This is a genomic window from Psychroserpens sp., from assembly GCF_045105015.1.
In the GTDB taxonomy this organism is placed as follows: Bacteria; Bacteroidota; Bacteroidia; order Flavobacteriales; family Flavobacteriaceae; genus Psychroserpens.
On sequence record NZ_JBGCCX010000160.1, the window covers coordinates 1 to 21855 of the forward strand.

Consider the following 21855-nt stretch of genomic DNA (forward strand, 5'->3'; position numbering starts at 1 on the left):
CAACCACCATAAGCCTCAAATGTATTAATTAAATTAGCTTGCATTGGTCTGTTTATAAAGACTATTTTACCTTTAATTTTTGCTTCACCAAGGGTTTCTAAATCTTTATACGTGCCAACTTCAATAATATTAGCTTTTATACCTCCAGCTGGAGTCGCCACCGAACCTCCAAGAGCACAAATATTAACGCTTGTTGTTTTTCCTGGTGAGGTCTCTATGTATGCAAACTCAGGTGCTCCTCTTATCCAACGTGGCACCATTACAGGTTGTAGCCATACTTTATCTAAGCCTAATTTCTCAAACTCTTCTTTGGTATATTGAACCGCTTTTTCGGCATTTAAAGAACCTGAAAGACGACCACCAATTTGATTAGACAAGTGATCTAACCATTGGTAAGCCATACCATTTGTTAGGGTGTTATCATAAATTTTTTTGAGGTTTTCAGCATCAGTTTGTGCTGAAATTTGAAATGTGATTACAATAGATAGTAATAGAACTATTCGCTTCATAAGGAGATTTTAATTATCGAAGCTAAATATACTATTTTAAACAATGAAGATTTACAATTAAATCATAAAAAACTACTCGTTTTCTAGTGCTTTGATATACATATCTAAATTACCTTTAATATCAGCATCAAGCTCTGGCTCTACAATATCTTTATATTGAATAAGTGTATCGTATAAAATTTTAGCCACGATATATCGCGCTGTAGGCTTGTCATCTGCTGGAATAGTAAACCACGGCGCATGAGAATTAGAAGTTCTATTTATAGCATCTTCATAACATTCTTGATATTTATCCCAAAGTTTACGCTCTTTTAAATCGCCTGGAGAAAACTTCCAGTTTTTACTTGGTTTTTCTAAACGACGTAATAAGCGATGCTTCTGTTCTTCTTTAGACAAATGAAGGAAAAATTTAAAAATAACAGTTCCGTTTTGAGCAATGTGATTTTCAAAGTCATTAATCTGTTTAAAACGCTTATCCCAAAACGCATCATTAACATCGTCAATAGATTTTACATCTGGTAAGTTTTCACCTAAAATATATCCAGGATGCACTCTAGTTACTAGTACATTTTCATAATGTGTTCTATTAAACACACTAAATTTCCCACGAGCTGGCAACGCAATATAATGCCTCCATAGGTAATCATGATTTCGTTCTAATTCTGTAGGTACTTTAAAACTATGAACAACTATTCCTCTGGTATTGAAATCTTTAAACACTTCTCTTATCATGCTATCTTTACCAGCAGTATCCATACCTTGAATACAAATTAAGATTGCATATTTACCATGTGCATAAATGGTGTTTTGAAAATCACCAAGTTTTTCTCGAACATCTTCTAATTCATTTTCAATGGTTTTTTTATCAGCACCTAAATCAAAAGTTGTAGGAATGTTTTGCAACTGAATATTTTCAATTACTTTGAAATCTTCAATTTTAATATCTTTCATCTGCTATTGTGTTTATTTTGACGCGAATAATTTAACGTCTTTTTCACTTACTTCTTCATCTCCTAGAATAATCAGACGTTCAACAACATTACGTAATTCACGAATATTACCTGTCCAGTCATAGTCTTGTAGCAATTTAATGGCTTTATCTGAAAACTCTTTTTTAACAGTTCCTTGTTCTTCAGCAATTTTGGATGTAAAGTGGTTAATTAATAATGGAATATCCTCGCGTCTATCGTTTAATGCAGGAACTTTAATTAAAATTACCGCTAATCTGTGGTATAAATCTTCCCTAAAACGACCTTCAGCAATCTCCTTTTTAAGGTCTTTATTTGTTGCTGCGACGACACGAACATCAACTTTAATATCCTTATCGTTACCTACTCGCTGAATTTTATTTTCCTGTAAAGCTCTCAATACTCTAGCTTGTGCAGAAAGACTCATATCTCCAATTTCATCTAAAAAAATGGTTCCGCTATTAGCAGCTTCAAATTTGCCAGCTCTATCTTTTACAGCGCTCGTAAAAGCACCTTTAACATGACCAAACAGTTCACTTTCAATTAATTCTGCAGGAATTGCAGCACAATTAACTTCAATTAATGGTCCTTTTGAACGTGCACTTTTTTGATGTAACCAATGTGCAACAAGCTCTTTACCTGTTCCGTTCGGACCTGTAATTAAAACTCTAGCATCTGTGGCTGACACTTTTTCTATCATATCTTTAATATGAGAAATTGCATCGCTATCACCAATCATTTCATACTTTTTGCTTACTTTCTTTTTAAGCATTTTATTCTCTACAACAAGGGTTTTGGTGTCTAGCGCAATACGAACAGTGTTTAATAATCTATTTAAATCTGGTGGTTTTGAAATATAATCAAAAGCACCTAAACGCATTGTATTTACTGCTGTATCTAAATCTCCGTGACCAGATATCATAACCATAGGAATTTCTGGTTTGATTTTTTTAGCAGCTTCTAAAACTTCAACACCATCCATTTTAGGCATTTTTATATCGCAGAGAACTAAATCGAAATCTTCCTTTTTAATTTTTTCAATTCCGGCAAGACCATCTTCAGCCTCTTCTACTTTATAATTGTCGCTTTCTTCAGAAAGAATTTTAACTAATACTCTTCTGATTGCTGCTTCATCTTCAATAACTAAAATCTTTGACATATTTATATTTTAAATTTAATTCCTGTTCTTAAATAAAATGAATTTAAATCATCTAATCTAAAAACTTCATCTCTATTTTCATCTCTTAAAACATTGTTTAATCGGAATGTATATCCTGTATACGCAAATGCTACTAAATGCTTGGTAAGTAAATACTCATATCCAACTCCTCCAACCATTACAGACAATGATATATTATCAACTTGCTTGCCATTTATTATTAATTCCTCTTGTAAGTTAGCATAATATCCGTCAAGAGTAACAAAAGTTTGTATCATATGCTTTTTATTAAAAAAATATTTAACATTTGATTTTGGCACACCAACAGAGAAAGACCAGTCTTCATTTACTCTTCTGTAATAACTTACAAAAGGAAGAGGGAAAGGGATTCCAGTTGTTGCGTTGTAAGTTAAACCTAAAACTAAACGATATGGTCGCTTTAACTCCTTGTCTTTAGTTTTATCATTAATTACAAACACACCTCCATTTAAAAAAATATCTTCAGATGTTATTGCTGATACTAAAGTAGATGCAATTCTAGGATTAAGGTTTAGACCAATTCGCCAGTCCTCACTTGTTTTGAATGTATAACCTAGATTCAAATCAATAATATTCAACGCTTCTAAAAGAGAATTATCAAAAGGATAATCATCATTTAAATTAAGGATGATGTTATTATACTCTACACCTACAACAAAATAGCAATCTTCTTTTGTTTTAATTGGGTAATTAAAAGCAGCTCTCAGTCTCGTGTATTGATCTTCTGATTTACTTTTGGGTATAAAAGAATATTCTAATCTTGCCAAGTCTGTGAGTTGAGCTAACATCACGTTTGCAAATGAACAAATTATTATTAATAAAAAAATATCACGAGACTTAATAGGCATGAACAAATTAGAATTCTGTTTTTTAATTATTGTGGTTGTTGTTTGATATGAATGTCTCTTTGAGGGAATGGTATAGAAACGTTATGCTCTCTGAATAATTTATCGATTTCAAATCGAATATCACTTTTAGGAAACACTGCTTTAAAACTATCATTTATAGTAAATACAAGCTTAAAATCAAGAGAGCTTTCTCCAAAATTAGTAAACAATACAATAGGTTCGGGAGTGCTAATTACATCTGGATGTGTACTTGCTGCTTGTAATAATAATTTTTTAACCAACTGAACATCACTACCATAAGCAACGCCAACAGAAATACTCTCTCTAGTAATTGTTCCATTTTGTGTCCAATTGTACAAGCTATTTTCCAAATACAGGTGATTAGGTATAACCAATACTTTATTATCAATTGTAACTGCTCTGGTTGTTCGCAATTTAATCTCTTCAACTCGACCAACCTTACCATCAAGTTCTATAATATCACCAACATGAACAGATTGATCTATAAGTATAAAAACTCCAGAAATTATATCTTGAAACAACGTTTGCAACGCTAAACCTATTCCAATCAATAAAGCCGCAGAAGCAGCAAAAACAGCAGTAACATCCACACCAACTGAGTGTAATGTTATCAATAAAATAACAAGATAAATAAGCCAACGGAAGTAACTATAAGCAACATTAAACTTACCTTTATCTTCTCGAGGCAGGTTTCTAGTAAACGCTCTAAGCACTAATTTTAAAACAATAGACGTAATAAAAATTACAGTGATTACAACTAATACATCTAAAATAGAAATACTGATCTTTTCAGAAATATCGAGATGCATATTGAGAAATTCTTTAGTTTTCTCCCAAGCTCCACTTTCTGTAATCTTATCTTCTATGTTAGATAACTCTTGAATCACAATTAATATTTAATCCATTTAAATAGTTCTTTATAGCTTGGTTTCTTTCCGTACATCAAAATACCAACACGATAAATTTTAGCTGCAAACCATACTGTAAAAACAAATGTGCAAACTAAAATTAAAAAGGACAATACTTGCTGCCAAATTGGAACTCCAAAAGGAATTCGCATTAACATTACTACAGGTGATGTAAATGGTATAAATGAAAACACCGTTGACACTGTTCCATGAGGATCTTCGATAACTGTAAAAATCCCAACATATACTGCTAGTATTAGCGGCATCAAAATTGGCATCATAAATTGTTGGGTATCTGTTTCATTATCTACAGCAGCACCAACTGCTGCATACAAAGAACTATAGAGCAAGTAACCTCCAATAAAAAAGAACATAAAGGCTATGATTAGATTTCCAATGGGTAAATTATAAAATGACTGAATCGCTAATTCCATTTCGTTTGCGACTTCAGGATTTTGCATAGCTTGATTCATCATTTCTTGCTGAGGGGTTTGCATTTCAGTCATGCTTATTCCAAAAATAGTAGACAACACTAACATCAAAACACTCCCTAGAATTACCCAAATTGCAAATTGAGTGATTCCAGCCAAAGATGTCCCAATTATTTTTCCCATCATAAGCTGAATAGGTTTAACTGAAGAAATAATAACTTCAATAATTCTACTTGTTTTTTCTTCAATAACACTTCGCATAATCATATTACCATAAATGATAATAAACATAAACAACATGTAACCAGCTGCGCCACCAAATGCTAATTTAAAATAGCTGTCAATTTTAGATGTTTTCTCACCTGAAAAAGTTTCTTGTGTAATATTGATATTGGTTTTGGCAGCTTGTATTTTTTCTATATCAACACCATCACTTTCTAACTTAGTATCAGATAATTGTTTTTCAATTTTTCGTTCTAAACTAGATATTATAGACAATGAAGGTGATTCGTCAGAATAAAACTTAACTGCTGGTAACACATTTACAATATCTGCGCTTTTTTCGATATAAAGTAGACCAAAGTCCTCATTTGTTTTAACAATAGCCTTAGCAGACTCTAAACTTTCATTGGTTAAAATCGTATACTTTGTATGCTCAGTATCGACAAATATTTCACTTAAAACACCTGTTTCGTCTAAGACTGAAATACTACGATCTTTATCATTATTAAGTTGTGATAAATACGCAACAACCGCAATTAAAGCAACCATAATTAAAGGACTTACAAACGTCATAATGATAAACGATTTGTTCTTAACCTTGGTTAGGTATTCTCTTTTTATAATGAGTGGCAAATGATTCATCTTAATTATTTTTTACAGTTTGAATAAAAATATCGTTTGCGCTAGGTATCACCTCAACAAAATGATGGACTTCAGCTTTAGACGTTAAAAAAGATAACAAATCGTTAGACGAATCATTCGCATTTAATTTTATGTTCAACTTCAAATCGTCATTTAAATTCCTGAAAGTCGCTGGAAATATTTCGAATTTCTCTTTTATTGCATTTGAAACACTTTCAATGTTATTAGTTTGTAAACCAACTTCAAAAGTATTCGTTTTAAACTCACGCTTTATATCAGTTAATTTACCATCCAACACCTTATTCGATTTGTGAATTAAAGCTATATGATCGCAAAGTTCTTCAACAGATTCCATACGATGCGTTGAAAAAATAACCGTTGCACCTTCATCTCTTAGCTGAAGAATTTCATCTTTTATTAAATTAGCATTAATTGGATCAAAACCTGAAAACGGTTCATCAAAAATTAATAATTTAGGTTGATGAAGGACAGTTACTATAAATTGAATTTTCTGAGCTTGACCTTTACTAAGTTCTTGAATTTTTTTGTTCCACCAATCGCCAATTTCTAATTTATCGAACCAATACTTTAAGCGCTTTTTAGCCTCATGTTTAGTCAATCCCTTAAGTTGAGCTAGATACAAAGCCTGTTCACCAACTTTCATTGACTTATACAATCCTCGTTCTTCAGGCAGATAGCCAATATTTTGAATGTGTTCAGACTTTAAAGGTTCACCATCTAAAAGAACACGACCAGTATCTGGCATTGTAATTTGGTTGATAATACGAATTAGTGTTGTTTTACCAGCTCCATTAGGACCTAATAATCCAAAAATACTTCCTTTCGGAACTGAAACAGATACTGCATTAAGAGCTTTAAAATCTCCAAAGCTTTTAGACACTGTATCAGCAACTAATAGGTTATTCATAAATAAAAATTGAAAGGTTAAATTTCGAAACGTGTAAAGATAAAAAGTTAACAATGATTTAAGTGCTTATGTAAACTATTTTTTAACTTTTTTACTCAAAGTGATAACAGTTAGAATTCGCAGAATTCTTAACACACATGTTAAGTATGCTTTAAAAAACAAAACCCACCCTTAATAAATTAAGGATGGGAAAAAATTGCTATGAAAAAGAAAAATTACCACTAATATGAATTAGTGATATTCAAATATAGTGTTTTTTATTAAAATATGTTTCTTTATGAAAACATATCTTTAACTTTTTCAAAAAATGATTTATCGCTACTTTCTGGCTTCGGATTGAAATGTTCGTCATTTTTCATACTTTCAAAAAATTCCTTTTGTTGTTTACTTAATGTTTTGGGTGTCCAAACATTAACATGAACCAGCAAATCACCTGTGCCATAACCGTTTATACTTGGAATACCTTTGCCTCGCAAACGTAAAATTTTACCAGATTGAACACCTGCTTCTACCTTTATTCTCACTTTACCTGTAACAGTATCTATTTCTTTAGATGTTCCTAAAACAGCATCAGGCAAACTTATATACAAATCATAATGCAAATTATCACCTTCACGCTGAAGTGTGTCATGCTCTTTTTCTTCGACAACAACCAATAAATCTCCAGAGACGCCATTTCCAGGCGCATCATTACCTTTTCCTGTCACTTTTAATTGCATACCATCAACAACTCCAGCAGGTATTTTTACTGAGACCGTTTCCTCTTGAACTTTTAATCCTTGAGCATCAGCATCACTAGGTTTTTTATCAATACTTTGTCCAGCTCCTCCACAAGTAGGACAAGCAGATGCTGTTTGCATTCTACCTAATATTGTATTGGTTACTCTTGTCACTTGACCAGCTCCATTACATGTACTACAAGTTTTATAAGTAGTACCTGGAGCTTGAACTTTACGTTTTACTTTAATTTTCTTTTCAACACCATTTGCAATTTCATCTAAGGACAATGACACACGAATACGAAGATTACTTCCTTTAACACGTCTTTGTCCGCCACCAAAACCACCTCCAAAACCGGAGAAACCTCCTCCGCCTCCGAATGCACCTCCGAAAATATCTCCAAACTGACTGAATATATCATCCATATTCATTCCGCCTCCACCAAAGCCACCAGCACCATCGAATGCTTGATGACCAAACTGGTCGTATCTAGCTTTTTTGTCAGCATTACTCAATATTTCGTATGCTTCAGCAGCTTCTTTAAACTTTGCTTCAGCATCTTTATCGTCAGGATTCTTATCTGGATGAAACTTAATTGCCATCTTACGATATGCCTTTTTTATCTCTGAAGCAGACGCATTTTTGTCAATACCTAATATCTCGTAATAATCTCTTTTTGCCATGTCAATCTAGCTGTCTTTAAAAAAACAGATTTTTTAAATTAATTTTTATTGTCCAATCACCACTTTTGGGAAACGTATAACTTTTTCTCCAAGCTTATACCCTTTTTCAACAACATCAACAATTTTACCTTTTAAATCGTCTGTTGGCGCTGGTATTTGTGTAATGGCTTCGTGTAAATCTGCATCAAAAACGTCTCCTGCATTAACTTCCATCTTCTGCAATCCTTTTTGGTTGAGCGTGTTTAGTAATTTATTATAGATAAGTAGCACACCCTTTCTCAATTCTTCCGCCTCTTTATCATCTTCAATGTGAGTTAATGCACGTTCAAAGTCATCTAATACTGGAAGCATTGCCAACATGACATCTTCGCTTGCGGTTTTGAACAAATCAACACGTTCTTTAGAAGTTCTTCTTTTATAATTTTCAAATTCAGCAAACAAACGTAAGAACTTGTCTTTTTCTTTACTTAATTCTTCTTTTAGTTGTTCTTCAACAGATACCTCTTCTACTTGAGTTTCGTTAGCAGTTGAGTCATTCAATTCTGCATCTTTTACAGCTTCTTTTTTATCTTTTTTACCCATTATTTGGTCATTTTTAGTAAATCTTCGATTCAAGATTGGCAAAAGTACTGCCATTATTGTTAAAATGTCAAAATGTCATCAAAAAAATATTCAGTTTGAGGTCTCTTCATAAATGATTATTTTTGAACAATTAACACTAAAACTTTATTAAAAGATGAAAAACATATTACCAATTGTATTATCGCTACTATTTACATTTTCAATTGTTGGATGCAAAGACAAAGCTGAAGAAGCAAATACAGGAGACGCTGAAGCTGCAGCTGTTAGCAAAAATACTTCTGACAAATTCACTGTAAGCACTTCTGAATCTTCTATAGAATGGAAAGGTTTCAAACCAACTGGGAGTCATAATGGGACTATCAGTCTTGAGAGTGGTGTTCTTAAAACAGAAGATGGTAAATTACAAAGTGGTACTTTTTTAATTGATATGAAAAGTATCACAGTAACTGATTTAGAAAGTGGAGATGGTAAAGAAGATCTTGAAGCCCATTTGAAAGGTACTGTTGAAGGAAAAGAAGACCACTTTTTTGATGTTAGTAAATTCCCAACGGCTGCTTTTGAAATCACAAGTACTGATCCCTCAGATGATGGTTATACTAAGTTATCAGGCAATTTGACAATTAAAGAACAAAAACACAATATTTCTTTTCCAATTACTATAACAAACGAAAATGATCAAATGACGATAAAAAGTGAGCCATTTACAATTGATAGAACTAAATGGAATGTAAATTATGGTTCTAAATCAATTTTTGACAACTTAGGTGATCGTTTTATAAATGATGATATACAGCTACAAATTAACATCAAAGCGAAGAAATCTTAGATTTTAGCGTTTATGAAAATTACTAAAGCCATTCTGTACTGAGTGGCTTTTTTAATACAATAAAGTTTGTAGCGCAGGTTCTAAATGATGATGTTTAAAATTAAAACCTGCATTTTCTATTTTTTGAGAACTTACACGTTGACTTTCAAATAATAGAATATGCATTTCACCAAGTATAAGTTTCATTGCGAATTTTGGAATGTTTGGTAGTATAAGTGGCTTATTCAAAACTCTAGCTGCAGTTTTTGTTAATTCCAAATTACTTACTGGGTTTGGTGCAACACCATTATAAATACCATCTAAATTATTGTTAATTGCATAAACAAAAAGTTGTGCTAAATCTTCAATATGAATCCATGATTGCCATTGTTGTCCATCACCAAATGCAGCACCTGCTCCAAATCGTATTGGCTTCGTGATCTCTGGTAAAGCTCCGCCTTTTTCTGAAAGCACCAAACCAATTCTAATTTTCGAGACTGTAATTCCCAAAGTTGAGAAATGATCTATAGCGTCTTCCCACTTATCAACCACTTGTCCTAAAAAAGAATCGGATTTATTTTGAAAATCTTCTTCGTAGTAATTAGTCTGAGAACTAGGATAGATCCCGATAGCACTTGCTGAAACAAATTGTTTTATAACAATATGATTAGTTTTTATAGTATCAAATAATAAGGAGGCAGTATCAGTTCTACTTGCTATAATTTCTTTCTTATAATCTGAAGTCCATCGCTTTGAAATAGTGGCACCAACTAAGTTTATTATGGCATCCACACCTTCAAAACAAGTTGTATCAATCTGTTTGGTTTTAGGATTCCAATAAAAGCCTTTATAATTATCTTCTTTAGACAGTTTTTGTTTAGAAGTTGTTAAGTAGTGAACTACCCATTTATTGTCATGACAAACCTTAACAATTTCTTGTCCGATTAATCCCGTAGCTCCTGTTATTAAGACTGTTTTCATTGCAATACAAAGTTAGTGAAACTCTAATCCTACAACTAATATTTATGAATGGTTTAACGTTTAATTGCTCTGAGCATATGGCGTTTTCCTGGAGGACCATCTAAACGTTCAATTGTGAAACCTACAGCTTTAAGAGCACGTTTAACGGTTCCCTTTGAAGAATAGGTAACCAAGACTCCATTTTGCTTTAAGGCAGCATACATTTTTTTAAAAAGAGCTTCAGTCCATAATTCTGGTTGAACTCTAGCACCAAAAGCATCAAAATAAATGATATCATAACAATTAACATCATTAATATCATTAAATAGTTTTTTCAGTTTTGTTAAGCTAAAGTGTTTTGATATATGATGTGTTGATTCCCAATCACAATTATGAATACTTTGAAATGAATTATCTGTAATATCTAAAATTTCAGAATAATTTAAATGTTGTAATTCATCAGAAGATACAGGATAAGCTTCAACACCAAAATAATTGATATTTAAGTTGAGCTTTTCAGAACTCAATAAGGTAAGAATCGCGTTTAAACCTGTTCCAAAACCAATTTCAAGAATGGCAATTGAATTATATTTTGAAGCATATTCTTCTATAAAAAAAAGCAAGCCATGTTTGATATAAACATGATTTGCTTCCTGTACAGCACCATGAACAGAATGGTATTGTTCGTTCCAGTCTTCAATTTGAATGGTTTTAGAACCATCTGCTGTGGTGATTATTTTACGTTGCAAGGCTACTTAATAAGTAATTTTTTAATCTTAGGAATTGGACCAGTACATTCAGTTTGATGACATGTAATGCATAAGTTAATTCCATTATTGAATCGTTCTTTGAGCGGTGTATTTGAGTCCTCAGAAAACACTAATTTTTGAGCCTCAATAAACTTTCCTGAATAATGATCGAAGGTTTGATTTCTTGATTTAGACTCAGAAAATTTAGCAGTATGAATCTTTAAAAACTCCTCTGGGAATTCAGACACTATTTTACCATCAATAACTTCCTGCTTGAGTTGCATATTATAAGCATACATGCCTTTCATCAAATTAGCCATTTCTGAACCTTGATACACATCATAACGTTCTGTACCATCTACAATTGTAACAGCTTTCTCTTCCTTTTCTGCAGAATTACAGTTAAAAAGTGATATAATTAATATGAAATACCCAAAATGTTTCAGCATTACTCTTCTTTTAACAATACACCATCAGCCACAAATGAAAAAGTCTTTTTAGGCTCTGTTATTTTAGCAATTTCTTCAGCAGATTTTCCTGCATCCTCAGCATAGTGACGTTGTTCATCAACTGGTACCTCATTAACAAAAGCTTTACCATTAAGAACCACCTCTTTTCCTGCAATGTCTTTAGGCATAAAAAAACCGTAATCTTTAAATTTCACCATTACCTGCTCGCCATTTTCAAGATTGACTTTCATCCAACATCCTTTAGCTTGACATACTTCATCAACTTTAGCAACCATTTTGGTATTTATAGAATCACCAATACTCATGCTTTCAAAACGAGTTGCCATTTTTTTAGCAGAAATAGCTTCAGTATCGTCAATTTTATTTCCGAAAGAACTGTATGAGATTTCTTGCACCTCTGCAATATCCTTGTTTTCTTCAGCTTGCGTGTTTTCGTTTTTACATGAAAAAGCAATGGTTATCATTATTAAAAGTAAAAAAATGCGTTTCATAATTTGTTTGATTTTTAGATAAATAGATTGAGTTACAAAGGTACGTATTTTTTAGCTGATTTTTGTACGTTTTTAAAGCTGAAATGCCTAATTTTGCATAATCAAATTTTCAAATAAAAATGACAAAAATCTCAACTTACGAAATCGATATAGTAAAAAGGGAAACTTCTAAAATTCATGATGTGGATTTTGATAATCTTTCATTTGGTCGCACATTTACAGATCATATGTTTTACTGCGATTTTATAGATGGTGAATGGCAACAACCCAAAATAGAACCTTATGGTCCTATGACCATTGACCCATCAGCTCGAGTATTTCATTACGGACAAGCTGTCTTTGAAGGTATGAAAGCTTATAAAGATGATGATGGAGGTGTGTTTTTATTTAGACCACAAGAAAATTTTGCTCGAATAAATAAATCGGCAAAACGATTAGCTATTCCAGAATTCCCAGAATCATACTTCTTTGAAGGTTTAACAACCTTATTAAATTTAGATAAAGATTGGATTCAATCAGGAAAAGGAAATTCATTGTATATAAGACCATTTGTAATTGCAACAGACTCTGCTATAGCTGCTGCTCCTTCACAAAATTACAGGTTTATGATTATATGCTCTCCAGCAAAAGCATACTATAAAGGCACAGTAAAAGTTTTAATTGCGGAAGAATTTAGTCGTTCTGCAAATGGTGGTGTTGGGTTTGCAAAAGCAGCAGGGAATTATGCTGCTCAATTTTACCCAACAAATCTTGCTCAAGAAAAAGGATACCAGCAAGTGATTTGGACAGATGCTGATACACATACTTTTCTTGAAGAGGCTGGAACTATGAACGTATTCTTCAGAATTGGAGACACACTAATTACAGCTCCAACTAGTGATCGTATTTTAGATGGTGTGACACGAAAAAGTCTGATCCAGTTAGCTAGTGACAACCACATTAATTGTGAAGTTAGACCTATTAAAGTCAATGAAATCATTGAAGCTTCAAAGAGTGGAACTTTAAAAGAAATTTTTGGAGCTGGAACAGCTGCAGTAATTAGTCCGATTTCAGCATTTGAATATGCTGGCACAGAATATAATCTTCCAGAAATCAATGAACATTCATATTCAAGTATTCTAAAACAAAACATGTTAAACATTCAGCATAACTTAGCAGAAGACAAGCATAATTGGAGATACGAAATAAAATAAAAAAAAGAAGCCATCAGGCTTCTTTTTTTTTATGATTCTAATATTTCTTTTATCTTAGGTTTAAAATAATTTGGTCCTTTTAGTACTTTACCGTCTTCCCTATAAATAGGCTCACCATTTTCACCTAATTTACTCATGTTACTACGTTGAATTTCATCAAAAACTTCTTCAATTTTATACTGCAATCCGTGTTCTATAATAGTACCACATAGAATATAAAGCATATCTCCCAAAGCATCAGCTACTTCAACCAAATCATTGTCATTTGCAGCCTCAAGGTATTCTTCATTCTCTTCTCTCATTAGTTTATAACGCAACATATTTTTATCAATACCTAAATCTGCTTTAGGTGTTTCTCTATGACCAATTTTAAACGCTGTATGAAATGCTTTTACAGCTTCAATTTTATTTTTCATTTTTAGTATATTATTGTGTTACTGTTACTTATTAAAAATTCATAAACATTAACCTAGTTTTATAAGAATTTTGTAATTGTATTATTTATTTTTGCATAAAAATAGCTATATGTTTAGTAACGGTCAATTGATTTTCGGAATTTTATTTGCGATAGTATTTATAGCTGTAATCTTTTTTGCATACAGAAAAGATTTTAAACTCCACCAAAAATATTACAGAGGTAGCTTGTGGATTTTAATTGCTTTTGTTTCTTTTATTGCTTTCATCGCAACTATAAAGTTCATATTTGTATAGAGTCTTAACTCTATTAAACCTATCTTTTTACAACAGTATTATTTTTTTTCTTAATTTAGGTTGAAAATAGCAAATAGAGTTTCCTTCTCGTTTGCTATTAGAATTTATACTAACTACAACCTTTTATAATGAAACTACCTAAACTATTTTTTTTCACATTTACAATGTTATTTTTTAATAATAGCTATTCTCAAAGCTATATTGGCTACAATGTAGACAACTACTCAGGAATTCATAGTGTTTCTTATAATCCTTCAAATATTGTTGGTTCGAATTTTAAAACTGATGTCAATCTTCTTTCAATAAGTGCATTTGGAGGAAGTGATTATTTTGGAGTTAATATTGGTAATATCATAAGTGATAGTTTTGATGATGATGACGATTCTGAACGATTTCTAAGCGATAGTAATAACTTTTTTCTTAATGCAGATGTTTTAGGTCCTTCATTTATGTTTAACATCAACAAAAAAAGTAGTATAGGAATTATCACAAGAGGACGTTCGTTTTTCAATTTAAATGATATTAACGGTGAGTTATTTGAAGCTATTGAAGAAGAATTTGAAACTGATAGTGATATAATTTTTGATTCTCAAAATTTAAATGGAACTATTCATGTCTGGGGTGAAATTGGGGTAGCATATGGAAGAATTTTAATGGATAAACAGCATCATATTTTAAAAGGAGGTGTTACACTTAAGTACCTTCAAGGTGGTGGTGCTTTATTTGCTAATAGTCCTGGCTTAGTTGGTCAATATACTCAATCAAACCAGACATTAGTAACTCAAGGTGAACTTAACTATGGCACCACTGTAGGCTTTGATTCAGATGATTTAGATACTGAGGATTTAACTTCTGGCTTCGGAATGGATTTAGGTTTTACATATCAGTGGCATCCAAATAGAGCAAATGATAGTATTCCTATATATAGAGATCAATACAAGCTAAAAGTTGGTGTCTCTGTTTCAGACATTGGATCTATTAACTACAAAGATGCCGAACGCACATCTTATAATATGAATAGTGTTGTAGATGCTTCAAGTTTTGAAGACTTAGAAGAGTTTCTTGAAAACAATTATAATGGAACAGAAACTATAGAAGACACAAAAATACAATTACCTACAGCATTACATGTTTTAGTAGATTATAGAATTGCAAACAAATGGCTGATTAGTGCTCAAGCTAATCTTTCTATGGTGAAAAAAGATAATGAGCTTGCAAGTTCCATTGTAAACACAGTTACTATTGCGCCTCGATTAGAAACTAAATGGTTTAGTTTCTATACACCTTTTAGCTTCAGACAATATGGAGATTTTGCTTTTGGAGGCGGCTTTAGAATAGGTCCATTGAGTGTAGGATCTGGTTCTGTTTTTAGCAATCTTATTTCAGATAGTTCAAAATCAACAGATGTATTTGTAGGACTAAAAGTTCCAATATACCGAAAGTAACACCTATAACTTATTGCTTTGTGAACTGCATAAACATAAAACCTAAGACTTCTCAATCCAAATAATCATTTCGTAATGGCTTTACTTAAATTGAGTATATTTGATTATACAATCCAAATACTCTGAAGATGAAAGCGTTTAAATACATTTTATTTTTAATCTTAATCCTTATTATAGGGTTGGCAATATACATTGCTGTTCAACCAAATTCTTTTCATGTAGAGCGCACTAAAACCTTAAAAGCCCCAACTCCAGTAGTTTATAATAATGTTATTGATTTTAAAAACTGGGAAGCATGGTCGTCTTGGATTGAAGAAAAACCTGAAACTGTAATTACACTATCAGATAAAACTAAAGGTATAGGAGGCTCTTATACTTGGGAAGATGAAGATGGTATTGGTACAATGAAAACTGTAGACACAAAACTAAATGCATCCATTAAGCAAGAAATGCAATTTGCTGACTTCCCCATAAACACTGTTAATTGGCATTTCAAACCTAATGAAAATGGGACGACTGATGTAACTTGGACTATTGATGGTAAAGATTTGCCGTTTGGATTTAAAGCTTACACCACAGTTATGGGTGGCATGGAAAAACTCATAGGTCCACATTATGAACGTGGTCTTGAGATGTTAGATAGTGTTTTAGTTGCTGATATGAAACGTTATTCTGTATCTGTTGAAGGTGAAACACAACATAGCGGCGGATTTTACCTTTACAATACAACTTCTTGCAAAATGGACAATTTTAAAGTTAAAATGCAAGAGATGTTTCCTAAAATCGGAGGTTATGCAATAGCAAATAATATTAAAATGGCTGGAAGTCCTTTCGTAATTTATCATAAATGGGATGAAGCAAATAATACAGTAATGTTTTCTTGTGCAGTTCCTACATCATCGAGATTTGAAACTACTGAACCTGAAGTGCTTACCGGACAATTAGAGTCTTTTAAAGCAGTAAAAACGATTCTTAATGGAGATTATGAAAACCTGAAAGAAGCCTGGGACAAAACCATGTCTTACATACAAACTAATAATTTAGAAATGATTGACAGCGGACCAATGATTGAGTCTTACCTCACAGATCCTATGGATACTCCAAATCCTGCAGATTGGATAACTGAAATCTATATCGCCATCAAATAATGATCAAACAGCTATTACTTGTTTTTGTTGGAGGTGGATTCGGAAGTGTACTTCGCTATCTTATTGGTAAATTATTAAATAATACAGAAAATGGTATTCCTTATGGAACCTTTGCAGCAAATATTATTGGCAGTCTGCTAATAGGAATCATTCTCGGAATGGCTGCCAAAAATGATACATTGACATCTAATCAAACTTTATTACTTGCTACAGGATTTTGCGGTGGCTTTACTACATTTTCAACTTTTGCTTACGAGAACCATGTGTTTTTAAAAACAGGAGATTTCACCTCATTTGCTATTTATACTATAGCAAGTTTTATTATAGGTTTCTTGGCTGTGTTCTTCGGAATGTATCTCGTAAAATAAACATCTAATGTTTATCAAAAGCCTTTACTCCTGCTCTAACATTTAAAGCAATATAGTTTTCTCTAGGAACAATCGGACAAGAATATTTATCATTATAAGCGCAATAAGGATTATATGCTTTGTTAAAATCTATTTCAATTGTATCACCCTCAGGAATTCTTAAATCAATATAACGGCCACCACCATAACTCTCTTCGCCATTCGTATCATCTAAAAAGGGAAGAAATAAGTAATCTTCTAAGCCTTCACGCTTTATAAGATCCTTACCTTGGTAAACATTTAAAGAAAAGGTCTCACCTTTAATTTTAAAAGACAAGATTCCATATATACGCTCAGGAGACACACGGCTCGTTGTTGTTTTCATATCGAACCATTCAGTACCTGGAGTTCTCTTTAACTGAGCTTTAACCACGAAAGAAGAATCAAATTTAAAAAAGTCTAAGCCTTCAAAATGCTTACGATCTTTATCTTTTAATGGGGAACTTGTGGCATCTTTATACTCTGCATTTAGCTCTCGCTGAAATTCAGTGTCTCCAGAAATTGGCTTTTTTTCTTGTGCACAACTTAATGTGCTTATCAAAATGAGTACTGCTAAAAAGGATTTCATAAGTATAGATTTCTGTTTCAAAAATACAACTTAAAGCTTTTTTTCATAGATTTGGCTGTAAATAAAAAATAAACCATGCAAAATTGCGTCGTAACATATACCAAAAGACAGACCTCTTGTGTCAAGAGTCGGACTTACCATATGCTATGATAATATAAATATATTACTAATCAATCATAAAAAGTCCGACGGTATCGTCGGACTTTTTACTTTTATACAACAACCAAAATGAAATCGCTTTTTAAAAACTATATAGAATCCTTTCAAGGCTTATCAAAAGAGGTCTGGTACCTCGCATTAATTACACTTATTAATAGAACAGGAACTATGGTGATTCCGTTTTTATCACTGTACTTTATCAATGCTCTTAATTTTAGTAAAGATGATGCTGGATGGATTTTTGTATGCTTTGGTATTGGCTCTGTTATTGGTGGTTGGCTTGGTGGAAAACTAACCGATAAAATTGGATTTTATAGAGTAATGATACTAAGTCTTTTTTCAACAGGGCTTTGTTTTATTGGCTTACAATTTATCACATCATTTTGGGGATTGTGCTTTGGTATATTAATTCTTATGACCATCGCAGACGCATTTCGTCCTGCTATTTATGTATCGCTCAAAGTATATAGCAAACCAGAAAATCAAACACGCTCTCTTGCCTTAATTCGTTTGGCAATTAATGCTGGAATGGGAATCGGACCAACAGTAGCCGGTTTAATTATTGTAACTCAAGGTTATAATATATTATTTTGGATTGATGGAATTACCTGTATTATTGCCGTATCGTTGTTTTATTATTTAGTTAAAGCTCCTAAAAGAGACCATATAGAACCAACTGAAGAAGTCATTGAGAAAAAGGATAAGAATATTGTTTACAAAGACTTTACCTATTGGATATTTGTTGGTATCTGTTTTTTTATAGGAATGGCATTTTTTCAACTTGTTGTTACAATACCTGTATATTATAACGAGGTTTTCAATTTAAATGAATTTCAAATTGGTTTATTTTGGGTCATAAATATTGGAATAATTGTCGTGTTTGAAATGCCTCTGATTAATTACTTAGAAAAACAATTTATTCCAATGACTAAGCATATCCTAGTCGCTTCACTATTTATGGCTTTGAGTTTCTTTGTGATTTTCGAGAATTTTTGGATAGGTATTCTTATTATTCATATGGTTATGATGACCATTGGAGAAATGCTAGGTTTCCCATACACTAATAAATTTGCGCTTAATAGAGCTAAAGAAGGTTTAGAAGGAAGCTATATGGCTTTGTTTGCTATTGCCTTTTCGTTAGCGCATACGTTTAGCCCCAAAATTGGACTAAGTATTGTAGAAAATTTTGGTTATCAAATTAATTGGTTAGTTACAGGAGCTTACGGAACAGTTGCTGTTTTATTATCCATCTGGTTACACAAACGAATTAAAAATAATTTATAATGAACTTAAATCAAATTACCATACCATCACTAGATGTCAAAAAGGCTGTTGGGTTTTATAAAACTTTAGGCTTAAAATTGATAGTAAATGCTTTACCAAGATATGTGCGATTTGAATGTCCTGATGGAGACGCAACCTTCTCTATTCATAAGGTAGATGAGCTACCAAAAGGCAGTGGCATTTCTATCTATTTTGAGAATGACAATCTTGACGACTTAGTGTGTCAACTTCAACAAAAAGGAATTATATTTACTTCAGAACTTGAAGATAAAGATTGGTTATGGCGCGAAGCACATCTGAATGATTTAGATGGAAATCATATCATCTTATATAAAGCTGGTAAAAACAGAAAAAATCCGCCTTGGCGAATTAATTAATATGAAACAAATACTAATAATTTTTGCTTTCCTTTTTTTCGTGAGTTGTAATTCTTCCGAAGAAAAAAAAGAGACTTTAAATGAGGATGTTGCGTTTGAGGAAAAAGAATTCCCAAAATTAAAACCCAATAGATATAATGTTGGTTTTCTTATTATGGATGGGGTTTATAATACAGAACTAACTGCTCCGTTTGATATTTTTCAGCATACTATATTTAGAGATAGTATTAAAGCTATGAATGTCTTTACTGTTGCCAATACTGATAATCCGATTTTGTCCTTTGAAGGCATGCGAATTATTCCAGACTTTAATTACTTAACAGATGACTTACCTAAGATTGATATTCTTGTTGTTCCTAGCGCAGAACATCATTTAGATACAGACTTAAATGATGAAGCGATGCTTAACTTTGTAAAACAAGTCGATAAAAACGCCCAATTTGTTACATCGCATTGTGATGGTGCATTTGTATTAGCCAAATCAGGATTGCTTGATAATGCAGTTTCTACAACCTTTCCTAGCGATATTGACATCATGAGAAAACGCTTTCCAAAACTAGACATTAGAAAAGATGTGTTGTTTGTTCACGACGGGAAATACATTACCTCAGCAGGAGGCGCAAAATCATTTGAAGCTGCGCTGTACTTATGTGAGTATCTTTACGGAAAAGAAATTGCTGAAAGTTTAGCAAGTGGTTTGGTGATTGATTGGCAACTACAAGAAGTGCCTCACCTTATCATTGAGTAATTACCTTAAAGGCTTTACCTCACTATGTTTAATAACATGAGATAAAACAATTTGTGTTTTAGTTTCACCATAGACAATGAGTTGATCAATAAAAGATTCTAAATGCTGCTGATTTTTTAGAACAACTTCCATAACAATATTTTCATTTCCAGTAATTCTGTAACAATTAATCACTTCGTTATAAGTTTTAACTTTTTCCAAAAAAGGTTTCAGCATTCCCATAAAAGCGCGAAGTGTTATTAATGCCTTAAGTTGATAACCAACCTCAAACGGACTTACTAAAGTATTGTAACTCTGAATAATCCCAGCATCTTCCATCTTTTTGATACGCTCTGAAACAGCAGGTGAACTAATACCAACTTGCCGTCCAATTTCAGCATTAGATTGTCGTGCATTAGTTTGCAGACATTTTAAAATCTTCCAATTCAGATTATCAATATTCATTTAAAGTATTATTAGAATATACATTAATAATTAAATCAAATATACATTTTTACTTTAATATCTAAAGTATATTTTAAATAGTTGTCACTAATTTTGTTACAATTGCTATTAAAAATGAATTATCACATCCCATCTCATTTATCTGAACTGCCTATATATCAAAAGGCTATGGATATTCTTGTCCTCTCAAGAAGCATTTCTACATACATAGGTCAAGATTTATCGTATTTAAGATCTGATGGCACTGAAGATATTGACATTTATTTTTCTGGTGATATTGTTCAACAATCTGAATCTTTAGCTCCTGAAATTGAAAAAGCACAAGCCGAACGCTTTTCAGAAAAAAAACATAAGCACTTTGCTTCTTTAGAGAGATTAGTACACCGCTTACATTTAAATTGTAATAGATTACAACATTGTGACAGCAACGGTAAAGATTATCTACCAATACTTCAAAGTGAATTAAAAAAATTCAAGCGTTTACAACGCACTTGGATGATGACGCTTTAGGTTTAAGCACACACTTTACTATCAGAATTTTTAATGATCTTTTATTTAAAAGTTCATTTTATAGACGTCAAACTTTATTCTTTAATAAATTGCTTGACCTCTGCAGTATTGTTAGCACCTTCAATTTTTATAAAGTACAACCCACTAGACAAGTGTTCTACATTTATATTAGAGCGACTACTTTCGAATACTTTTTGTCCTTGAATACTATACACTGAAACTTTGTTAATTGGCACATCGGTTTTTATAAACACTTCCGTTTGTGCCGGATTTGGATATACCTTAAATTTAGAAGTTTCATAGTCAGCAACAGAAAGACTATTTCTATAGTGAACGATACCATCATCTTCAGTAAAACGAGTAATTAATCCCTCTGTTTCACCTTCAACTTGGGGAATAGTCATTCCAAAAGTATCAAAATCATCTGCTCCATTAAAAAACCAGATATTCATACTTGAGAAGTAAAAATCACCTTCGCCTTTAAAAAAGTCAATTTCTCCAGAGTGTCGCAATGTATTTCCGTTATTACTTCCGTTACTGAAAAGACGCAATAAAACACCATCTTCATCATATATCGAAATGAAATAATCGTCTGCTGATATGGTTAAATTATAATTTATATTATCACTACTTGTAAATTCTGAAGTAGACATAGCTTCTCCATTGTTTGAGACTTTTCCTAAAACACATATTTCGTCATTGTTTTTTATGATTTTATATCCATAA

At 32.2% G+C, this 21855-nt stretch carries 25 protein-coding genes and 1 pseudogene; 9 read left to right on the forward strand and 17 right to left on the reverse strand.

The genetic code is table 11. The features are described from left to right. The 9 genes and pseudogenes from AB8B90_RS12260 to AB8B90_RS12300 all read right to left on the reverse strand — a co-directional run. A pseudogene (locus AB8B90_RS12260) lies at window positions 1-509 on the reverse strand (peptidase M28 family protein); the annotation flags it as partial. A gap of 72 nt (window positions 510-581) precedes the next feature. After that, window positions 582-1460: a PPK2 family polyphosphate kinase gene (locus tag AB8B90_RS12265; RefSeq protein ID WP_405337290.1), complete on the reverse strand. Its 879-nt coding sequence runs from the start codon at window positions 1458-1460 to the stop codon at window positions 582-584. Between the two features lie 12 nt (window positions 1461-1472). Next, on the reverse strand, window positions 1473-2636 hold the full coding sequence (locus AB8B90_RS12270) for a sigma-54-dependent transcriptional regulator (RefSeq protein ID WP_405337292.1): 1164 nt from the start codon (window positions 2634-2636) through the stop codon (window positions 1473-1475). A gap of 2 nt (window positions 2637-2638) precedes the next feature. Beyond that, window positions 2639-3463 (reverse strand): DUF6268 family outer membrane beta-barrel protein, encoded by an 825-nt coding sequence (locus AB8B90_RS12275; protein ID WP_405337294.1) that lies wholly within the window; start codon window positions 3461-3463, stop codon window positions 2639-2641. An 86-nt stretch (window positions 3464-3549) separates the two neighbouring features. Beyond that, on the reverse strand, window positions 3550-4431 hold the full coding sequence (locus AB8B90_RS12280) for a mechanosensitive ion channel family protein (RefSeq protein ID WP_405337296.1): 882 nt from the start codon (window positions 4429-4431) through the stop codon (window positions 3550-3552). Window positions 4432-4433: 2 nt separating this feature from the next. Beyond that, complete coding sequence (locus AB8B90_RS12285) at window positions 4434-5747, reverse strand: ABC transporter permease (RefSeq protein ID WP_405337298.1); 1314 nt, start codon at window positions 5745-5747, stop codon at window positions 4434-4436. Between the two features lies 1 nt (window position 5748). Beyond that, window positions 5749-6675: an ABC transporter ATP-binding protein gene (locus AB8B90_RS12290; RefSeq protein WP_405337300.1), complete on the reverse strand. Its 927-nt coding sequence runs from the start codon at window positions 6673-6675 to the stop codon at window positions 5749-5751. Window positions 6676-6950: 275 nt separating this feature from the next. Then, on the reverse strand, window positions 6951-8078 hold the full coding sequence (gene dnaJ / locus AB8B90_RS12295; protein WP_405337302.1) for a molecular chaperone DnaJ: 1128 nt from the start codon (window positions 8076-8078) through the stop codon (window positions 6951-6953). Window positions 8079-8123: 45 nt separating this feature from the next. Beyond that, complete coding sequence (locus tag AB8B90_RS12300) at window positions 8124-8660, reverse strand: nucleotide exchange factor GrpE (protein WP_405337304.1); 537 nt, start codon at window positions 8658-8660, stop codon at window positions 8124-8126. 154 nt (window positions 8661-8814) lie between these two features. Here AB8B90_RS12300 and AB8B90_RS12305 point away from each other — a divergent pair, with 154 nt between their 5' ends. Continuing rightward, complete coding sequence (locus AB8B90_RS12305) at window positions 8815-9486, forward strand: YceI family protein (RefSeq protein ID WP_405337306.1); 672 nt, start codon at window positions 8815-8817, stop codon at window positions 9484-9486. A gap of 51 nt (window positions 9487-9537) precedes the next feature. On the opposite strand, the gene AB8B90_RS12310 is transcribed toward AB8B90_RS12305, so the two are convergent. From AB8B90_RS12310 to AB8B90_RS12325, 4 genes are read right to left on the reverse strand one after another with little or no spacing between them, the layout of a single operon-like run. Next, entirely contained in the window at window positions 9538-10446 is a 909-nt protein-coding gene (locus AB8B90_RS12310; RefSeq protein WP_405337308.1) for a TIGR01777 family oxidoreductase, read from the reverse strand. Between the two features lie 53 nt (window positions 10447-10499). Further along, window positions 10500-11174 (reverse strand): tRNA (5-methylaminomethyl-2-thiouridine)(34)-methyltransferase MnmD, encoded by a 675-nt coding sequence (gene mnmD, locus AB8B90_RS12315; protein WP_405337310.1) that lies wholly within the window; start codon window positions 11172-11174, stop codon window positions 10500-10502. Window positions 11175-11176: 2 nt separating this feature from the next. Beyond that, window positions 11177-11623, reverse strand: a complete 447-nt coding sequence (locus tag AB8B90_RS12320) for a hypothetical protein (protein WP_405337312.1) — start codon at window positions 11621-11623, stop codon at window positions 11177-11179. Beyond that, complete coding sequence (locus AB8B90_RS12325) at window positions 11623-12135, reverse strand: DUF4920 domain-containing protein (RefSeq protein WP_405337314.1); 513 nt, start codon at window positions 12133-12135, stop codon at window positions 11623-11625. The genes AB8B90_RS12320 and AB8B90_RS12325 overlap by 1 nt, the downstream gene beginning before the upstream one ends. Window positions 12136-12254: 119 nt before the next feature. Here AB8B90_RS12325 and AB8B90_RS12330 point away from each other — a divergent pair, with 119 nt between their 5' ends. Further along, window positions 12255-13328 carry a branched-chain amino acid aminotransferase gene (locus AB8B90_RS12330; RefSeq protein ID WP_405337316.1) on the forward strand — a complete coding sequence of 358 codons (1074 nt, stop codon included), beginning with the start codon at window positions 12255-12257 and terminating at the stop codon, window positions 13326-13328. 29 nt (window positions 13329-13357) lie between these two features. On the opposite strand, the gene AB8B90_RS12335 is transcribed toward AB8B90_RS12330, so the two are convergent. Further along, window positions 13358-13744 carry a hypothetical protein gene (locus tag AB8B90_RS12335; RefSeq protein WP_405337318.1) on the reverse strand — a complete coding sequence of 129 codons (387 nt, stop codon included), beginning with the start codon at window positions 13742-13744 and terminating at the stop codon, window positions 13358-13360. Between the two features lie 423 nt (window positions 13745-14167). Between AB8B90_RS12335 and AB8B90_RS12340 the strand changes: the two genes are divergently transcribed. The 3 genes from AB8B90_RS12340 to crcB all read left to right on the forward strand — a co-directional run bounded on the left by AB8B90_RS12340 (window position 14168) and on the right by crcB (window position 17000). Further along, on the forward strand, window positions 14168-15484 hold the full coding sequence (locus AB8B90_RS12340) for a DUF5723 family protein (RefSeq protein WP_405337320.1): 1317 nt from the start codon (window positions 14168-14170) through the stop codon (window positions 15482-15484). 128 nt (window positions 15485-15612) lie between these two features. Continuing rightward, a complete protein-coding gene (locus AB8B90_RS12345) occupies window positions 15613-16632 on the forward strand; it encodes a GyrI-like domain-containing protein (protein WP_405337322.1) in 1020 nt (339 codons plus the stop codon). A gap of 2 nt (window positions 16633-16634) precedes the next feature. Beyond that, on the forward strand, window positions 16635-17000 hold the full coding sequence (gene crcB, locus AB8B90_RS12350) for a fluoride efflux transporter CrcB (RefSeq protein WP_405337338.1): 366 nt from the start codon (window positions 16635-16637) through the stop codon (window positions 16998-17000). 4 nt (window positions 17001-17004) lie between these two features. Here crcB and AB8B90_RS12355 read toward each other — a convergent pair whose 3' ends face one another. Further along, complete coding sequence (locus AB8B90_RS12355; RefSeq protein ID WP_405337324.1) at window positions 17005-17607, reverse strand: DUF1684 domain-containing protein; 603 nt, start codon at window positions 17605-17607, stop codon at window positions 17005-17007. 228 nt (window positions 17608-17835) lie between these two features. On the opposite strand from AB8B90_RS12355, the gene AB8B90_RS12360 reads away from it, so the two are divergent. Genes AB8B90_RS12360 through AB8B90_RS12370 form a run of 3 tightly spaced genes read left to right on the forward strand, consistent with a single transcriptional unit; the run spans window position 17836 to window position 20175 of the window. Continuing rightward, window positions 17836-19050 carry an MDR family MFS transporter gene (locus tag AB8B90_RS12360; protein WP_405337326.1) on the forward strand — a complete coding sequence of 405 codons (1215 nt, stop codon included), beginning with the start codon at window positions 17836-17838 and terminating at the stop codon, window positions 19048-19050. Further along, window positions 19050-19427: a VOC family protein gene (locus AB8B90_RS12365; RefSeq protein WP_405337328.1), complete on the forward strand. Its 378-nt coding sequence runs from the start codon at window positions 19050-19052 to the stop codon at window positions 19425-19427. Before AB8B90_RS12360 ends, AB8B90_RS12365 begins: the two co-directional genes overlap by 1 nt. Window position 19428: 1 nt before the next feature. Further along, the gene (locus AB8B90_RS12370) at window positions 19429-20175 is read left to right on the forward strand and encodes a DJ-1/PfpI family protein (RefSeq protein WP_405337330.1); all 747 of its coding nucleotides are present in this window, start codon (window positions 19429-19431) and stop codon (window positions 20173-20175) included. On the opposite strand, the gene AB8B90_RS12375 is transcribed toward AB8B90_RS12370, so the two are convergent. Further along, window positions 20176-20619, reverse strand: a complete 444-nt coding sequence (locus AB8B90_RS12375; RefSeq protein ID WP_405337332.1) for an Lrp/AsnC family transcriptional regulator — start codon at window positions 20617-20619, stop codon at window positions 20176-20178. A gap of 114 nt (window positions 20620-20733) precedes the next feature. Between AB8B90_RS12375 and AB8B90_RS12380 the strand changes: the two genes are divergently transcribed. Beyond that, entirely contained in the window at window positions 20734-21129 is a 396-nt protein-coding gene (locus AB8B90_RS12380) for a hypothetical protein (RefSeq protein WP_405337334.1), read from the forward strand. Between the two features lie 74 nt (window positions 21130-21203). Here the strand turns inward: AB8B90_RS12380 and AB8B90_RS12385 are convergent. Then, the coding region (locus tag AB8B90_RS12385) for a T9SS type A sorting domain-containing protein (protein WP_405337336.1) at window positions 21204-21855 on the reverse strand (652 nt) is incomplete at its 5' end.

Excerpts from the sequence above, each read along its gene's own strand:
- AB8B90_RS12290 (WP_405337300.1), bottom strand. The coding sequence starts at position 6,675 with ATGAATAACCTATTAGTTGCTGATACAGTGTCTAAAAGCTTTGGAGAT.
- AB8B90_RS12335 (WP_405337318.1), bottom strand. The coding sequence starts at position 13,744 with ATGAAAAATAAAATTGAAGCTGTAAAAGCATTTCATACAGCGTTTAAA.
- AB8B90_RS12320 (WP_405337312.1), bottom strand. The coding sequence starts at position 11,623 with ATGCTGAAACATTTTGGGTATTTCATATTAATTATATCACTTTTTAAC.
- AB8B90_RS12300 (WP_405337304.1), bottom strand. The coding sequence starts at position 8,660 with ATGGGTAAAAAAGATAAAAAAGAAGCTGTAAAAGATGCAGAATTGAAT.
- AB8B90_RS12305 (WP_405337306.1), top strand. The coding sequence starts at position 8,815 with ATGAAAAACATATTACCAATTGTATTATCGCTACTATTTACATTTTCA.
- AB8B90_RS12285 (WP_405337298.1), bottom strand. The coding sequence starts at position 5,747 with ATGAATCATTTGCCACTCATTATAAAAAGAGAATACCTAACCAAGGTT.
- AB8B90_RS12340 (WP_405337320.1), top strand. The coding sequence starts at position 14,168 with ATGAAACTACCTAAACTATTTTTTTTCACATTTACAATGTTATTTTTT.
- AB8B90_RS12355 (WP_405337324.1), bottom strand. The coding sequence starts at position 17,607 with ATGAAATCCTTTTTAGCAGTACTCATTTTGATAAGCACATTAAGTTGT.
- AB8B90_RS12270 (WP_405337292.1), bottom strand. The coding sequence starts at position 2,636 with ATGTCAAAGATTTTAGTTATTGAAGATGAAGCAGCAATCAGAAGAGTA.
- AB8B90_RS12345 (WP_405337322.1), top strand. The coding sequence starts at position 15,613 with ATGAAAGCGTTTAAATACATTTTATTTTTAATCTTAATCCTTATTATA.
- AB8B90_RS12310 (WP_405337308.1), bottom strand. The coding sequence starts at position 10,446 with ATGAAAACAGTCTTAATAACAGGAGCTACGGGATTAATCGGACAAGAA.
- AB8B90_RS12265 (WP_405337290.1), bottom strand. The coding sequence starts at position 1,460 with ATGAAAGATATTAAAATTGAAGATTTCAAAGTAATTGAAAATATTCAG.
- AB8B90_RS12375 (WP_405337332.1), bottom strand. The coding sequence starts at position 20,619 with ATGAATATTGATAATCTGAATTGGAAGATTTTAAAATGTCTGCAAACT.
- AB8B90_RS12370 (WP_405337330.1), top strand. The coding sequence starts at position 19,429 with ATGAAACAAATACTAATAATTTTTGCTTTCCTTTTTTTCGTGAGTTGT.
- AB8B90_RS12380 (WP_405337334.1), top strand. The coding sequence starts at position 20,734 with ATGAATTATCACATCCCATCTCATTTATCTGAACTGCCTATATATCAA.
- AB8B90_RS12330 (WP_405337316.1), top strand. The coding sequence starts at position 12,255 with ATGACAAAAATCTCAACTTACGAAATCGATATAGTAAAAAGGGAAACT.
- AB8B90_RS12365 (WP_405337328.1), top strand. The coding sequence starts at position 19,050 with ATGAACTTAAATCAAATTACCATACCATCACTAGATGTCAAAAAGGCT.
- AB8B90_RS12325 (WP_405337314.1), bottom strand. The coding sequence starts at position 12,135 with ATGAAACGCATTTTTTTACTTTTAATAATGATAACCATTGCTTTTTCA.
- AB8B90_RS12360 (WP_405337326.1), top strand. The coding sequence starts at position 17,836 with ATGAAATCGCTTTTTAAAAACTATATAGAATCCTTTCAAGGCTTATCA.
- AB8B90_RS12275 (WP_405337294.1), bottom strand. The coding sequence starts at position 3,463 with ATGTTAGCTCAACTCACAGACTTGGCAAGATTAGAATATTCTTTTATA.
- dnaJ (WP_405337302.1), bottom strand. The coding sequence starts at position 8,078 with ATGGCAAAAAGAGATTATTACGAGATATTAGGTATTGACAAAAATGCG.